Here is a 14,523-nt window from a genome sequence, read left to right as displayed (position 1 = left end):
AACAGCAACAGCAACAGCAAGACGATTCTAAGTCCAAAGACCAAAACGAACAAGACCAGCAAGGTCAGCAAGGTCAGCAAGGTCAGCAAGGTCAGCAAGGTCAGCAAGACGATTCTTCGCAAAGCTCGCAGGATCAACAACAAAGCTCAGCTGACAATGGGAAGTCGCAAAGTCAAAGTGGTAGCCAAGATCAAAGCAACAAACAAGATCAAAGTGAAAACCAAGATCAGAATACTGACCAAAGCCAAGCTGATGATAGCCGCTCTGATTCCAAGACGGATGAAGAAAGCGACAAGCAAGCTGTGCAACAAAACAAAGCGGATCAAGCAGATAAACACTCACAGGACAAAGGTGACTTAGCATCTCAAACTGCCCAAGCACAAGAGGCTGCTAAGGAAGACAGTGATAACAACACTCAACCAGCTGCAGCACAAGCATCAGGTCAACCTATGTCGAGCGATCCGGATATGCGAAAGCTTGAGCAAGTAGAAAGCGCCCGTGACCCGAGCCAACTGCTTAAAGCGCAAATGATTCTACAAGCACGCCAAAAAAGTACTCCTAACAACCAAAACAAAAAGTGGTAACCATGCGATCTTTAAACAAGCCATTTTTATCAATGCTACTGACACTGCTAATCGGTGTTTTCTCGTCACACTCTGTATTCGCAGCGACCGCTGTGGCGAGTGTTTCGCAAAACAGTGTTACCAAAGATGAAGTCTTCCTACTTAGAGTGGCGACCGATGAAAAAGTATCGTCCGGTGCTTTAGATCTAACCTTCCTTCAGAAGAATTTCTACGTCGGCACCCCAAGCTTTGGGTCATCAATGCGAATCATCAATGGTAGCCGCACTGTGTCTAGCGAGTGGAATATTACCCTTGCCCCACTTCGATTAGGCCGATTAGAGATTCCTAGCTTTGATATTGAAGGCGCTAAAACTAAGCCGATCACCATCAACGTTTCGGTTAATAAAGCAGCTCCAAAGCAGAGTGATATGGCCGAGTTTCAACTTAATCTGAGTAAAGACTCGCTATACCCTCAAGAGGTCGCGGAACTTGATGTAAAACTCATCATCAAAGCGGATCCAAGAAGATTACAAGATCCCCAAATCTCTCTACCAAACTCATCAAATTTGGACGTGGAACCCATCGGTGAGTCGAAACAGTTCCAAGATGTTATCAACGGACAAGAAGTCACCGTTGTTCAGCAATCTTTCCATATATCCTCACAACAAGCAGGACAATTTCAGCTTCAAGGGCCAAAGTTAACCGGTGCTGTTGTTTACTCAACCAACAACTCAAGCACAACGCGCCTTTTCCAACTCGACACGCCCGTTGAAACCTTAGATGTCACAGTGAATCCTGTACCAAAAGGCTATCAAGGTGAGTGGTTACCAACATCGAACTTCAAGTTGATTCAGAAATGGTCAGATAGCCAAGGCAACGAGCTGACAGGTAGCAATGCTTTAGGTGGCGACAAGCAGAATATTGAAATGGAAGCCGGTGATTCGTTAACTCGTACCATCACAATGACAGCCAGCAACTTGACCCAACACCAGTTACCAAAACTGAACATCACCTACCCTAAATCGGTGCGCGTGTATGAAGAGAAACCGCAATTTGGCACAACCCAGTCTGGTGATGCTGTGGTCGTTTATAAGCAAATATTGATTCCGAAAGAGGCCGGAAATATCTCGCTTCCTGATGTGTCTCAAGCTTGGTTCAACACCGATACGCAATCGGAACAAACCACTAAAGCGCTTGGCTTAAAATTGTCGGTACAAGCTAGTGAGCGAGCAACATCAAGTATGCCTCCTCCAGCGATTGAAGCACCGGCACAACAAGCCAGCCCGACGATTGTTACCGTTGAAAACCCAGGAATGTGGCCTTATCTAACAGCGCTGTTTGCAGCATTATGGTTAATCAGCTCGGCGTTTGCTTTCTACTTCTGGTCACGCCGCGCTACAGCAGTAAGATCAAAGCAAAAAGATGAACGTCAATCCGATACGGCAGAAGCGCTGATTGCAGCTCTGAAAATGAAAGACGGTGTGAAGACGAGAACCTTGTTCGAACAGTGGAAAACAGAAAACCCAGACTTGAGTGATGAGACGTTAGAAACAATCGAAGCTGAGCTCACCAAGCTAAATCAGAGCCTCTATGCTGAAGATGACTCACTAAGTCAGCCATGGGAGCCTACTGAGGCAATCAAAGCGGTTAAGAAACCAAAACGCATCTCGAACAAAGCACACAAGAGCACATTAGAAAGGCTTTAATTAACCGGTGTTCTAAGTAAGCAGAAAGCTAATTAGGCAGAAAATCTAAGTAAAAAAAAGAACGAAGCCGTGATGACCACATTGTGAACATCATGGCTTCAGTCGTTTTTGAGAACGGGAAAAACAGATACCGCACTAAGTCAGTGTAGCCGCAACCTTTCTTCGCTTTAGAGCGGAGACAATTCTATTTCGCCCTGAATCTTTCGCCTTATACAAAGCCTTATCTGCCTTGCCATACAACAAATCAAAATCGAACTGGCGCTGATCCGAAGTTATCGATGCATAACCCACAGACGCGGTTAAATATTGGCTAGTGCTACTTTTACAATGGAGAATTTTTGCATCTTCAATACTTTGTCGAATCGACTCTGCACGATGCTTTGTTGTTGTGTGATTGGTGCCGATCATCAACAACATAAACTCCTCACCGCCGATACGGCAGAAGGTTTCTTGATCACCGTAAACATGAGTGCTCAGTATCTTGCCAATGGCACGTAAAGCGACATCCCCCTCAGTATGGCCATAGACACTGTTGTACAAACCAAAATGGTCAAGATCGACAAGAATTAACCCAAAGGTGACCTCATTCTGCGTAGCAAATGCACCTTGTTCTTCACAATTCAGATCATCTAAAACTTGTGACAGCATACGGCGGTTACCAAGACGAGTCAGCGGGTCGAGTTTAGAAATCACATCGAGCTGTTCATTGGCATTTTCAAGCTCTTGAGTTCGCTTGCTAACCTCTTGTTCTAGGGTTTCATTGAGCTTTTTGATCTCCTCTTGCGCCATGGTTCTTTGCAATACTTCAGCAAGGCTAGAGGCGAAGATACGTATAACTTCACGCAGTTGTGAAGTTAAAGGGCTTCGTGTTAGCAAATTATCCGCAGCGATAAACGCAATCGGAACGCCTGTATTTGTGGTGAGCATTGTCATTGCCGTCCAGCCAACCCCGACAATATTGTAATCATGATAAATAGGGACCGATTCTTCAAAAGCGACTTGGTTAGGGTAAGTACGAGCTGCAGACACAATGTCACGCTCTACCAGCTCGGAGCGATAATAAGACTCATCGACAATATCGCCTTTTATATCGGTACCCCAAGTACCTTGCATGTAACTGCAATTTTTATCGGTAAGGAAAACGGCTAATCGATCAATGCCTAAATGCTGAATAGCAAAACTGACGGCAGACTTACATACAGCACTGACGCTATCGCAGCGAGACAACTCAACCATACTCGAATGCAGCATTCGGATGTTCAGTTCTTGGCGTTTACGAATGTATATCTGAGACAGCAGAGAGCCGAACGATTCAAGCATCTGCTTTTGGTAATTGGTAATTGGCGAGCGGTGAATGTAGTTGTCCATAGCAATCCAACCTACGGGTTTATCCCCTTCACGCAAGATAAGCATGCCATTCCACCCTTGCCCTACAACCTTACCTTCAGTGTAGAGTGGAGCATGTTCAATAACGACCAAGTTAGTGTGGTTGTCAGACAATGCCTCGATATATTCCGATTCAAGCTGATGCAGGTCATATTGAGTGTGATGTTCGCTGTTGGTTTTTCCTAGTTCATCGGTGCCGTAGGTGCCACTAAAGCAACGCTTTTTCATATCAAGCAACATAAATATGGCGCGATCAAAACCAAGTCTATCGCGTACCGCCTCTACCGATGCTTTGTAGAGTGCATCCAATGATTCAGGGTTCGAGAGCTCTAACGCCACCTGATGAACCAATTTCATATTCTCGACAAACAACTCTCGAAGCTTAATTTCATCAAGATATTGCGCTTCACGTGTATCCCTATGCTTAATCTCGATAGCTGCATTTTTTTCTGCGCGAATACACTGCCAGCGAGCCGCCGCTAATTGAAGGCCATCCAGCCCTTGGTCAAAGGTTTGATTAACTTTTTCTGCGATGCAATTTTGAATAATTAAATAAGTTCTACAGGCTGGGGCGTTGTCGAGCATCATGATGAACGACTCTCCACCAAGCGTTTTACTGTGATCCCACTTGCACGTATTGAGCGACATCGGTAACACACCGTCTGCAGTGTCGAACTGTGAAACCCATGGCCAAAATGTTGAAGGGTAATGATCAAGAGAGGTTAATTCACCGTAGGAAAACAACGGTAACGAGTCGCTTTCTGGTATTGGCTCTGAAAATATTCCGATCCCTTGGGGACCAAGCATTTTAATCAGGTAGTCAAACAGAGACTCAGCCAATAAACGGTGGTCACGCGTAGCAGATATCTGTTTTGCAAAGGCTTTAACATGCACGGCGTTGATCCATTGGCTAATAAGAATAACGCAAAAATACAGAAGCCTTGATATGCAATCAATGTAACTAAAAATGAGATGTTAAGTGGGTCGCAATTTGACCTTTTGCATTATCACAAGCATGAGAAGGACTACAAAAATGGGATTTCCTGCCCAAAATTTCGTCGACATGTGATGCTTTTTAACAGCATAAAAAAGCCCCACCTAAAGTGGGGCAAAACTTCCATCGCTTATAGTTATAGTGATAATTTTGTAAATCGAATCGATTATCTAACCTGCGTTTCAGTTAGTGGTATTGACCACGTTATCGATTAAGCAATTAACCAAAGTCACCGTTTACATAACCTTTAGTGCGATCATCTTTTGGTTCGCTGAAGATAACGCTGGTTTCGTTGTGCTCTACAAGCTCCCCCATTAGGAAGAAAGCCGTACGGTCGGAGATACGACGAGCTTGCTGCATTGAGTGCGTTACGATAACGATAGTGAAGTTTTTCTTCAGATCTTCCATCAACTCTTCTATTTTATGAGTCGCAATTGGATCAAGTGCTGAAGTAGGTTCATCCATCAAAATTACGTCAGGTTGCATTGCGATGGTGCGAGCAATACACAGGCGCTGCTGCTGACCACCAGACAAACCGAATGCGTGTGCTTTCAAACGATCTTTCACTTCATCCCAAAGCGCCGCGCCGCGAAGTGAACTTTCAACCACTTCATCAATGTGCTTTTTGTCTTTGATCCCTTGAGCACGTAGTCCGTATGCCACGTTTTCATAGATGCTCATTGGGAATGGGTTTGGCTTTTGAAAAACCATGCCGACTTTAATACGTAGATCAGCCACATCGATATTGCCGTAGATGTTATCGCCATCCATCTCAAGAAGGCCGGTGATTTTTACACCTTCAATAAGATCGTTCATTCGGTTCAAGCAACGTAATAGCGTTGATTTACCACAACCCGACGGGCCAATCAAAGCGGTCACTTGGCGCTCTGGCACGGGTAGGTTGATTGATTTAAGCGCTTGGTTTTCGCCGTAAAAAAGGTCTAGGTCTTTAATATTAAATTTGTTCATATTCGTAATCTCGTAATTCGTCAAAGTCTGTACTGTTTTTGTTTTAGGAGCTCATTTGGCTCTAGAAAACCCTGCTTAGTAAGTTGCAGTATTAAAACGTCTTGCGATCAACTTCGTGAGTGTGTTGATCAGCAGTACAAGAACAATCAGTACTGTTGCTGTGCCGTATGCTTGATTCCATTCTTCAATGGTAAATAGCTCAGTCGTTAACTTATATAAGTGAACGGTTAATGTACGGCCAGAATCCAATAGTGAATCTGGGATACGAGCAACCATACCTGCGGTCAAGAATACTGGCGCTGATTCACCAATAACACGACCAATACTCAGAATAACTGAAGTGATAATACCCGGCATTGCACTTGGTAGAATCAAACGCCAGATTGTGTAGATTTTAGAAGCACCTAAACCATACGATCCTTCGCGATAAGTTTGAGATACCGCCATCAATGCTTCTTCAGTAGTACGTATAATCACTGGAAGAATCAAGATACTCAGTGTCAACGCGCCCGATAGGATAGAGAAACCTAAACCTAAAATAGCCACGAAAAATGTCATACCAAACAAACCGAAGATGATTGACGGAATACCTGCTAATGACTCGGTACAAAATCGAATGATCTTAACTAAGCGACTGCCTACTTTTGCGTATTCAGTCAGGTAGATTGCCGTCATGATACCCAATGGCGCCGCAACCGCAATCGAAGCAATAACCATGTAGATGGTCGAGATGATCATCGGAAAAATGCCGTGCTCATCGCCCGTTCGCGTGTAGTCATCCGTGATGAAATTCCAATCAACGTGCTGTAAGCCGTTTGAGAGGATGTACCACATAATCCAGAACAAGAAGCCCACCGTTAACGCGGCAGCAGCCCATATAAAACCACTCAGAACGGCGTCTTTACGTGCGCGGGCTTTCTTTAACGCGATTTTATTCATCGTCTTACCTTGCGAATTCGTAGGGTTAGCTTGAGGTGCTACGTTATTTTCTAAAGACATTATGTTACCTCGCCTTCTCACGGTTCAAGTAAAGGAGAATTGCATTCAGAGACATGATGAAAACAAGGAGAACAACACCCGTCGCATAGAGCGCACTTGCGTGAATACCACTCGCGTAAGACATTTCAATCGCAATGTTCGCGGTTAGTGTACGCGCTGAATCTAGAATACCTTCAGGCATTGCTGGCGCATTACCCATCACCATAATGATTGCCATCGTTTCACCAAGAGCACGGCCAATACCCAAAATTACGCCCGTCATGATGCCTGAGCGAGCAGCCGGAACGAGCAACTTAAAGATGGTAAAGATCTTTGAAGCACCTAACGCTAAAGAGCCTTCTTTGTACGTTCTTGGTACAGCACGGATTGAGGTTTCAGAAACCGTAATTACCGTCGGAAGGATCATCACACCCAGAACAATAATACCCGCCAAAATCGTGTTACCTGCAGGCACTTGAAATACGTTTTGAATCAGGGGAACGATAATAACGAGTCCGAAGAAGCCGTAAACTACCGAAGGTATACCCGCTAGCAATTCGACAGCAGGACGAATGATGTCCGCCAGACGCTTTGGCGCGATTTCAGCAATAAAGATTGCCGTTAACACACCAATCGGCACACCGACCACTACTGCACCTAATGTCGATACGACAGATGCCACAATCATGGTAGCAACACCGTAAAGTGCTGGTGGTAGCCAGTTCTGTCCTAGCACGATGCCCGATAGGCCCGCTTCCTGGAACGCAGGGATACTTTCTCTAACGATGAAAAAAGCAATAACAGCAAGGGATACGATGCCGATGATTGCGCTAGTAAGAAATAAGCCGTGAAAAATACGCTCTTTCCAATCTACACGCTTCTTTTTACGTAAGCCGCGTTTCAGTTGAGTCGCTTCGCTATTCATAAGCTGTTCACTATTCGTTGCGATGGTCATAACAAGTCTCACATATCGAAATCCTTAACACGCTGTATAAGCGTACGGATTAACTCGAAGTGGGATAGAAAAGGCTCAGCCTGAAAAGGTAGGCTGAGCAATATTTAATTAATTGAGATATAGATTAGTTAACTGAGATGTAGCCTTTGTTCTCAACAAGAGATTGAGCTTCGTCAGTTAGCATCCAATCTAGGAACTTTTGAGTTTCAGAAGAAGGCTTACCTTCTTTGTAAAGTACTAGGAAAGGACGAGCTACTTTGTAAGAACCGTTCTTAACGTTGTCTACAGATGCTTCAGTACCGTCAATTGCAAGCGCGTTTACTGAGTTATCTACTGTACCTAAAGAGATATAGCCGATTGCGTAAGGGTTAGATGCAACCATTGTTTTTAGTGCACCGTTACCGTTAGCAACTTGAGCACGTTGAGAGATTGCTGATACTTTCGTGCCAGAAATCTTCATTTTAAGAGACATGATGTCTTCGAATGCACCGCGAGTACCAGATGCTGTATCACGAGTGATTGCTACGATTGGCTTGTCCGCACCACCAACGTCTTTCCAGTTTGTTACTTCACCTTTGTAGATAGCCGTTACTTGCTCAGCCGTTAGACCGTCAAGACCATTCTTAGGGTTAACCACGACTGCGATGCCGTCACGAGCAACCACTTCTTCAACTAGTGTTGTTTCTTTCTCGCTATCTTTAAGGTTACGAGAAGACATACCTAAATCTGCACTGCCGTTCTTCGCCGCTTTAACACCAGCAGACGAACCAGGGCCTTGTACTTCGATAAATACGTTTGAATTCGTTTTCATGTATGTTTCAGAGAAAACTTCCATCAGTGGCGTCACGCTGCTTGAACCAACTGCTGAAATAGTTTCTTTAGCTGAAGCTGGAGTCACTGTTAGTGCACCTAAAAGAGCGATTGCACCGATAACTGTCTTTTTCATCACAAATTTCCTTAAGTGGCGTTATTGCCGTTGTGTTTAACTTGAACGGTGCCCACTTTAGAATCTGAATGTGACAGTTGTGTTTCATTAAATTGAAGCCTATATGACAGCTGACATTTATTTTCGTCTTTTTTCGTGTCAAATAACCTTGAAGCAATAAGTTTAAATAACTCATAAACGTTAAACATTTATTTCAATCTATTTAACCCAAATCGTTCAACATTCCACCAACTCCGAATATTACCAATTACCGCACAGCCACCCGAAACGGGTAAACCATAGAGAAATAAAGAAAAACGCTCATTTTGCACAATAAATGACCGTAATTTATCAATTACCTATCGCATATATCTAAATCGAATGTATTACTGATTGAATTGTCATTCTCAGTAGTTAGAATCACGGGATAATTATAATAAAAGCAATTGCATCGGCTCATTTACTTATTTATAGAGGGACAATTCATGCGCCAACTTCTCAGTGGCTTATCAATTAAAATACAAATTCTTATTCCAGTACTCTTTTCCGTCGTATTACTTTTGACGGGTGTCATCATCGGTGGTGACAAGCTGGAAAACGCATTTAAAGATGTATCAACAGCAACAGATCAACTCATTCTACATAAAGAAGAACTCAGCGAAATCGTCGACAATAGTTACGGCATGCGCATCAAAGCAATCTATAGCTTGTTCAACCCTGATGATGTAAACACACTCGTTGAAACGCTTAATCAAAAACGCGATCAAAACTCACGCCTACTGAGCTCATTAGACACAGTGCCAGGTATGCAAGATGAAGTCGCAGCAATGAGCAAAGCGATGGACCACTACGTTAACTTTTCACGCAATACCATGCTTCCCCTGTTAAAGGCAAAACACGGTAATTCAGTGCTAACTTCTGACTTTGATACTCGTTACCAAACGGCAATTGACCAATACCGCCATGCTGGTAATGAAATGGTAAAAGCAATCGACAGTCTTTCTAAAAAGCTAAACTTGCTTGCGACTCAACAAGTCCATACCAATGGTCAGCAACACACTAGCACCCTAAATACTGCAACTATTGGGCTTCTAGTGATTCTATCTATTGCTCTTGTTATTAGCTGGACACTGGCTGGCATCATTGTTAAACCAATCAACAATATTCAGGCAACCATGCGCGAAGTAGCAAAAGGTAACCTGCTAGTAAAAGCCGAAGAACATGGAGACAATGAGATCTCACGTCTTGCGCAAGACGTAAACAAATCCGTTGAGCAATTGCGTGACACGGTAAGTTCACTGTCTCGAATCAGCATAGAAGTTGCGTCAGCGTCGACTGAACTAGCTGCTGTAATGACACAATCAAGTGCGAACTCAGACCAAGAGAAGCAAGAAGTGGAACAAGTTGCTTCTGCCGTGAATCAACTTGAGAGCACAGCAGCAAACGTCAACGAAAATGCAGTACAAGCCGACTCCGCGTCTAAGCAAGCTGACGAAATGGCGACACACAGCATGAGCTTGTTTAATGAAAGTAACCAAGCAAACGAGCAAATGGCGATTCAGCTTAGCGAAGCTGCGAACGTTGTTGGCACGCTAAAAGAGCACTCAGAGAAGATTGGTAATGTCATTGAGGTTATTCAAAGCATCTCAGAGCAAACTAACCTTCTTGCGCTTAACGCTGCCATTGAAGCCGCTCGTGCAGGTGAAAGCGGACGTGGTTTTGCGGTTGTAGCTGATGAAGTGAGAATGCTAGCAGCACGTACACAAGATTCGACCAAAGAAATCCAAACCATCATTGAAGGCTTGCAGGTTCAATCTGGAAACGCGAATGAGAGTATGAGCAGTTCGCTGTCTATGTTGGAACATAACCAGACGCTTTCGGGTGAGGTAAGCTCTGCACTTTCAGGCATTGCGAACTCAGTAACGGATATCACGGAGATCAACACTCAGGTCGCCGCTGCTGCAGAAGAGCAAAGCCAAGTGACTTCAGACATTAACCGTAATATCTCAAATATCTACAGCTTAGTAAGCCAAAATGTAACAGGCATTACCCAAGCTGCAGCAGCAAGCCACGAGCTATCAAACCTCGCTGAACAACAAAAGCAGCAGTTGGGCTTCTTTAAGGTTTAAGGGTTAAGGGCGAATAAGCTTTAAGGTTCAGCTGTAACGGCTTATGGTATAGGCTCTAGGATACAAAATTTAAGCCTTAAACTGTAAGCACTTACTTACCATGTATAGATTGCAGTAACCGACCTTCATTATTAAGCCAACTATTGAGTCATCAGTAGTTGGCTTTTTTAATTGCTGGAGATTACTGACCGCTCTCAACGGATCTGATTCTTTCAATCGCTTCGACTCTTCGACGTTGTTCTGGCTGAAAATGCGTAGTCCGAAGTTGTGCGATAGTCTCTTGTTGCTCAATTTCAGAGAGTTCGGAGTCATTCAAAATGTCATTTCGTTCAACAAAGTAAATTTCTAAAGCTCCATCAAAGTCCGCCCTTTGTTGATCAAGCGCTTCGAGCCTCTGTGTCGCTTCTTCTCCGACCAGTTCGCTTCTTTTCAAGTATTTACCTTGTTCGTCTAGACCTTCTGAACTGGATAGCTGTGGGAGTAATACCTGATTCTGATGGCTCGTTTGAACGTAATCTGGCTGTTCAGATAGATAAGACTCAAGCCTTTGCTGATATTCTAACTCGTCTAGCCCTTCTTGTTTCAGAAGTAACTTTTCTAAAGCGATTTCCCTCATTCTGTTGTCATGGGTAAACAAAATACTTATCTCACTCTCACTGAAAAACTGCGCTTGAAGATCGAGGAGAGCTTGATTCAGTGCGCGTAGGTCCTCTGCGGATATTGAGTTGGTATCAAATTGGACATCTAATGATGTCAGTGCCGACTTGTACTCAAGATAATTGGCAAACAGTGCCTCATCAACGATCGCGACCTGTGATTGCTCATGATGTTTTGCCACGTTGTCACGAATATCTTCGAGGGTTAATTCTGTATTGCCTGACACGAAATATTCCATCATGTCTTTGGCTGATGCGTTATCGATTTCAGTATCTTGTTGAGAAGCGACCTTCAATAAAAAAGCGCTTTGTTTGCCGTCACGGTGTGAATTTGGGTCTTCCTTTTGTAAATACAAAAAGACCGCCGCTGTGCTCATCAGGGCTATCGTGGTTATCGACAAAATGGCGGTCTTTTTCATCATACTTTCCTTGTTCTCTTTATGAATGGGCAGTGCAACCTAAAGGCCAGCCAACTTCAATCGATTGGCATGCTGACGATATAAGGTCACTGGATCGGTCTCAAAAAGATGGTGGATACCCAATAGTCCATTGATCTCGTCTAGGTGATTCATTTTGTAATCATCACCAATCACTTTGCCCAAATGCGCGCTACATGCTCCCACTAACCCGTCATTAGGTTCATTAAAAGCTAAACCAAGGATTGTCATCGCTCCGTCGGTAGGATCAAGAAGGTTGGTAAAAGTGGAAGAGCCTGTCCATGAATAGTAATAGACACCGTTGTTTGCTTGCCATTCACCATCACCACACTCAGACGTTGGCACGCCTTCAGGGTAAAACTGATTGAATGCAAGCGAACCTTTAGTGGTCAACGCTTCAAGAGACGCAAGGCCATCTTGGTCAAGATCCGTTCCACCAGATAACAGGTTGATCAGCGCCGTCAATCCACCAGCCAATTTAACCGCGATACCTTCTGAAACTGACCCTTCAGATACCGTCCCGCGAACAAGGTCTGCCACTTTAGATCCTTTATGAACACCACCAATACTTGTCACTGAGGCTACCAGATCAGGACGAACTGATGCCACATAGCGCGCTGTTGGTCCGCCGTGGCTGTGACCGACAAGGTTCACCTTACTCGCCCCTGTCGCGGCTAACAGCGTCTCAACTTGAGCGAGTAACTGTTCACCACGAACTTCGGAACTGTTGGTAGCAGAAACCTGAGCAACGTATACGCTCGCACCATCTTTAGTTAGAGACTCCGGTACGCCATAGAAGTAATCCACGCCTGCTAATGTATCGAAACCAAACAAGCCGTGCACCAGCATAATAGGGTATTTCGTTGCAGTGTATCCGCTGGTTTCTAATGCTGATGCGCTTGTTCCGGCATAGACGCCAAAACTGGATAGGCACGCTATCGTCCAAATTAATATCTTTTTCAATGCTCTTTCCTTAAACAGATTAGACCTCTGACGAGTAAAGAAACCGTAGATGATGATTTTATAAAACAAAAAGTGAAAACTTGATATTTGTGATATTGAACTTGAATTAAACAATTGTGATGAACATTAGAATTGCAACTTCGCTTGACATTACCAACGGGTAAGCTATTGATTAAATTATAATTTACCTCACACCCTTCTGATCACGTTTTCATTTAAGCATTCAATAGACAAATCATCCCGTGCCGGTCAATGACGACGTGTTGCCTGCGATAGTTCGTTAAAATCAAATGTTAGATATTAGCCATTTCACTTCGAAACCATTGTTTTTCAATCAAAAAGTGGTTGAAACTTTGACACTGATGCCAGTTATAAGCCGCTAACAAACTGAATGTATTGACGAGAGCTATTGATCTTGGATATAGGTCATACCAGTTATTTGCAATTTAGTTATTAAAACAGTCACAAGCAACAACGTTTTGTTTGGCTCACTAAATATAAAAGAGAATACAGTGATGAAAAATACGGCTTTTATACTCGCGTTAACCCTGCCTTTTGGCGCTTATGCTGCTGAAGATTCAATACCGACACCTGAATCCATTACATCCGCACAAGTATTTAGTACACAAGGTTCAGAAACCTATTCTTATGTTCGATGCTGGTATCGAACCGATGCCTCACATGACTCTCCAGCTACCGACTGGAAATGGGCAAAAAAGGAAAATGGTGATTACTACACGATCAATGGATACTGGTGGTCTTCTGTATCCTTCAAGAACATGTTCTACAGTGACGCTCCTCAATCTGAAATCAAGCAGCGTTGTGAACAGACGCTCGACATCCAACATGACGCCGCAGACATCACTTACTTTGCAGCAGACAATCGCTTCTCTTATAACCACTCGATTTGGACAAATGACAACGTTGTCCAAGCGAACACCATCAACCGTATCGTCACCTTCGGTGATAGTCTTTCTGACACCGGTAACCTATTTAACGGTTCTCAATGGGTTTTCCCGAACGCAAACTCATGGTTTTTAGGGCACTTTTCAAACGGTTTAGTCTGGACAGAGTATTTAGCCAAGGCGAAAGATGTGCCTCTTTATAACTGGGCAGTAGGTGGGGCTGCTGGCACCAATCAATACGTCGCATTAACCGGAGTATATGACCAAGTCACCTCTTACTTAACCTATATGAAAGTCGCCAAAAACTACCGCCCAGAAAACTCGTTGTTTACTTTAGAGTTTGGCCTTAATGACTTTATGAACTACAACCGCGAAGTGGCCGATGTAAAGGCCGATTTCAGCAGCGCTTTGATCCGCTTAACGGAATCTGGTGCAAACAATATCCTGCTGTTCACCTTGCCCGATGCAACCAAAGCACCTCAATTCAAATACTCAACTGAACAAGAGATTGTTAAAGTTCGTGGCAAGATTTTAGAGTTCAACCAATTCATCAAGACGCAGGCCGAGTATTACCAAAGTATGGGTAAAAACGTGGTGTTGTTTGATGCGAGTGCGTTGTTCGCCAGCATTACCGATAATCCAGAGCAACATGGCTTTCGAAACGCGAGTGATGCTTGCCTTAATATCAATAGAAGCTCAGCAGCCGACTACCTAAAAAGTCACAGCTTAACCAATGATTGCGCAGCGTACGGATCAGACAGTTATGTCTTCTGGGGGGTGACACACCCAACCACCGCCACTCACAAATACATTGCCGACCATATTTTGGCGTATTCATTCTCAACCTTTGATTTCTAATGCTTTTCGAATGACTCTGTAACCTGAGACAACACCTTTCAGGAGCAGAAACCAGATACAAAAAAACCGCCCTTCATAGTAATGCCGATCGTTTAAGAA

At 43.8% G+C, this 14,523-nt stretch carries 10 protein-coding genes and 1 pseudogene; 4 read left to right on the top strand and 7 right to left on the bottom strand.

Annotation, left to right across the window (positions count from 1 at the left end):
- Positions 1-584: pseudogene (locus AB4513_RS15780) on the top strand (hypothetical protein); the annotation flags it as partial.
- Positions 585-586: 2 nt separating this feature from the next.
- Positions 587-2,269, top strand: a complete 1,683-nt coding sequence (locus AB4513_RS15775) for a BatD family protein (protein ID WP_009845817.1) — start codon at positions 587-589, stop codon at positions 2,267-2,269.
- Positions 2,270-2,404: 135 nt separating this feature from the next.
- On the opposite strand, the gene AB4513_RS15770 is transcribed toward AB4513_RS15775, so the two are convergent.
- From AB4513_RS15770 to AB4513_RS15750, 5 genes are all read right to left on the bottom strand, one after another.
- Positions 2,405-4,549, bottom strand: coding sequence for a GGDEF domain-containing protein (locus AB4513_RS15770; RefSeq protein ID WP_009845818.1), 2,145 nt, complete (start codon positions 4,547-4,549; stop codon positions 2,405-2,407).
- Positions 4,550-4,868: 319 nt separating this feature from the next.
- The gene (gene pstB, locus AB4513_RS15765) at positions 4,869-5,618 is read right to left on the bottom strand and encodes a phosphate ABC transporter ATP-binding protein PstB (RefSeq protein WP_009845819.1); all 750 of its coding nucleotides are present in this window, start codon (positions 5,616-5,618) and stop codon (positions 4,869-4,871) included.
- A 75-nt stretch (positions 5,619-5,693) separates the two neighbouring features.
- A complete protein-coding gene (pstA, locus tag AB4513_RS15760; protein WP_012600195.1) occupies positions 5,694-6,557 on the bottom strand; it encodes a phosphate ABC transporter permease PstA in 864 nt (287 codons plus the stop codon).
- Positions 6,558-6,621: 64 nt separating this feature from the next.
- On the bottom strand, positions 6,622-7,551 hold the full coding sequence (gene pstC / locus AB4513_RS15755) for a phosphate ABC transporter permease subunit PstC (protein ID WP_009845821.1): 930 nt from the start codon (positions 7,549-7,551) through the stop codon (positions 6,622-6,624).
- A 124-nt stretch (positions 7,552-7,675) separates the two neighbouring features.
- Positions 7,676-8,497: a phosphate ABC transporter substrate-binding protein gene (locus AB4513_RS15750; RefSeq protein ID WP_009845822.1), complete on the bottom strand. Its 822-nt coding sequence runs from the start codon at positions 8,495-8,497 to the stop codon at positions 7,676-7,678.
- Between the two features lie 464 nt (positions 8,498-8,961).
- On the opposite strand from AB4513_RS15750, the gene AB4513_RS15745 reads away from it, so the two are divergent.
- Positions 8,962-10,605: a methyl-accepting chemotaxis protein gene (locus AB4513_RS15745; protein WP_009845824.1), complete on the top strand. Its 1,644-nt coding sequence runs from the start codon at positions 8,962-8,964 to the stop codon at positions 10,603-10,605.
- A 181-nt stretch (positions 10,606-10,786) separates the two neighbouring features.
- Here AB4513_RS15745 and AB4513_RS15740 read toward each other — a convergent pair whose 3' ends face one another.
- Together AB4513_RS15740 and AB4513_RS15735 are read right to left on the bottom strand one after the other, a co-directional pair.
- Entirely contained in the window at positions 10,787-11,680 is an 894-nt protein-coding gene (locus AB4513_RS15740; protein WP_102257531.1) for a lipase secretion chaperone, read from the bottom strand.
- Positions 11,681-11,719: 39 nt separating this feature from the next.
- Positions 11,720-12,661 (bottom strand): triacylglycerol lipase, encoded by a 942-nt coding sequence (locus tag AB4513_RS15735; RefSeq protein WP_050395118.1) that lies wholly within the window; start codon positions 12,659-12,661, stop codon positions 11,720-11,722.
- A gap of 515 nt (positions 12,662-13,176) precedes the next feature.
- On the opposite strand from AB4513_RS15735, the gene AB4513_RS15730 reads away from it, so the two are divergent.
- Positions 13,177-14,424, top strand: coding sequence for an SGNH/GDSL hydrolase family protein (locus AB4513_RS15730; protein WP_009845827.1), 1,248 nt, complete (start codon positions 13,177-13,179; stop codon positions 14,422-14,424).
- The last annotated feature ends 99 nt before the right edge of the window (positions 14,425-14,523 follow it).

The organism is Vibrio sp. 10N.222.54.E6 (assembly GCF_041473955.1).
Taxonomy (GTDB): domain Bacteria; phylum Pseudomonadota; class Gammaproteobacteria; order Enterobacterales; family Vibrionaceae; genus Vibrio; species Vibrio tasmaniensis_A.
The sequence above is the reverse complement of the archived record's forward strand: the minus strand, read 5'-3'. Positions and strand labels throughout refer to the sequence as shown.

What these genes read in the sequence shown, in the direction of transcription:
- AB4513_RS15775 (WP_009845817.1), top strand. Translation starts at nt 587, where the DNA reads ATGCGATCTTTAAACAAGCCATTTTTATCAATGCTACTGACACTGCTA.
- pstB (WP_009845819.1), bottom strand. Translation starts at nt 5,618, where the DNA reads ATGAACAAATTTAATATTAAAGACCTAGACCTTTTTTACGGCGAAAAC.
- pstA (WP_012600195.1), bottom strand. Translation starts at nt 6,557, where the DNA reads ATGAATAAAATCGCGTTAAAGAAAGCCCGCGCACGTAAAGACGCCGTT.
- pstC (WP_009845821.1), bottom strand. Translation starts at nt 7,551, where the DNA reads ATGACCATCGCAACGAATAGTGAACAGCTTATGAATAGCGAAGCGACT.
- AB4513_RS15750 (WP_009845822.1), bottom strand. Translation starts at nt 8,497, where the DNA reads ATGAAAAAGACAGTTATCGGTGCAATCGCTCTTTTAGGTGCACTAACA.
- AB4513_RS15745 (WP_009845824.1), top strand. Translation starts at nt 8,962, where the DNA reads ATGCGCCAACTTCTCAGTGGCTTATCAATTAAAATACAAATTCTTATT.
- AB4513_RS15740 (WP_102257531.1), bottom strand. Translation starts at nt 11,680, where the DNA reads ATGAAAAAGACCGCCATTTTGTCGATAACCACGATAGCCCTGATGAGC.
- AB4513_RS15730 (WP_009845827.1), top strand. Translation starts at nt 13,177, where the DNA reads ATGAAAAATACGGCTTTTATACTCGCGTTAACCCTGCCTTTTGGCGCT.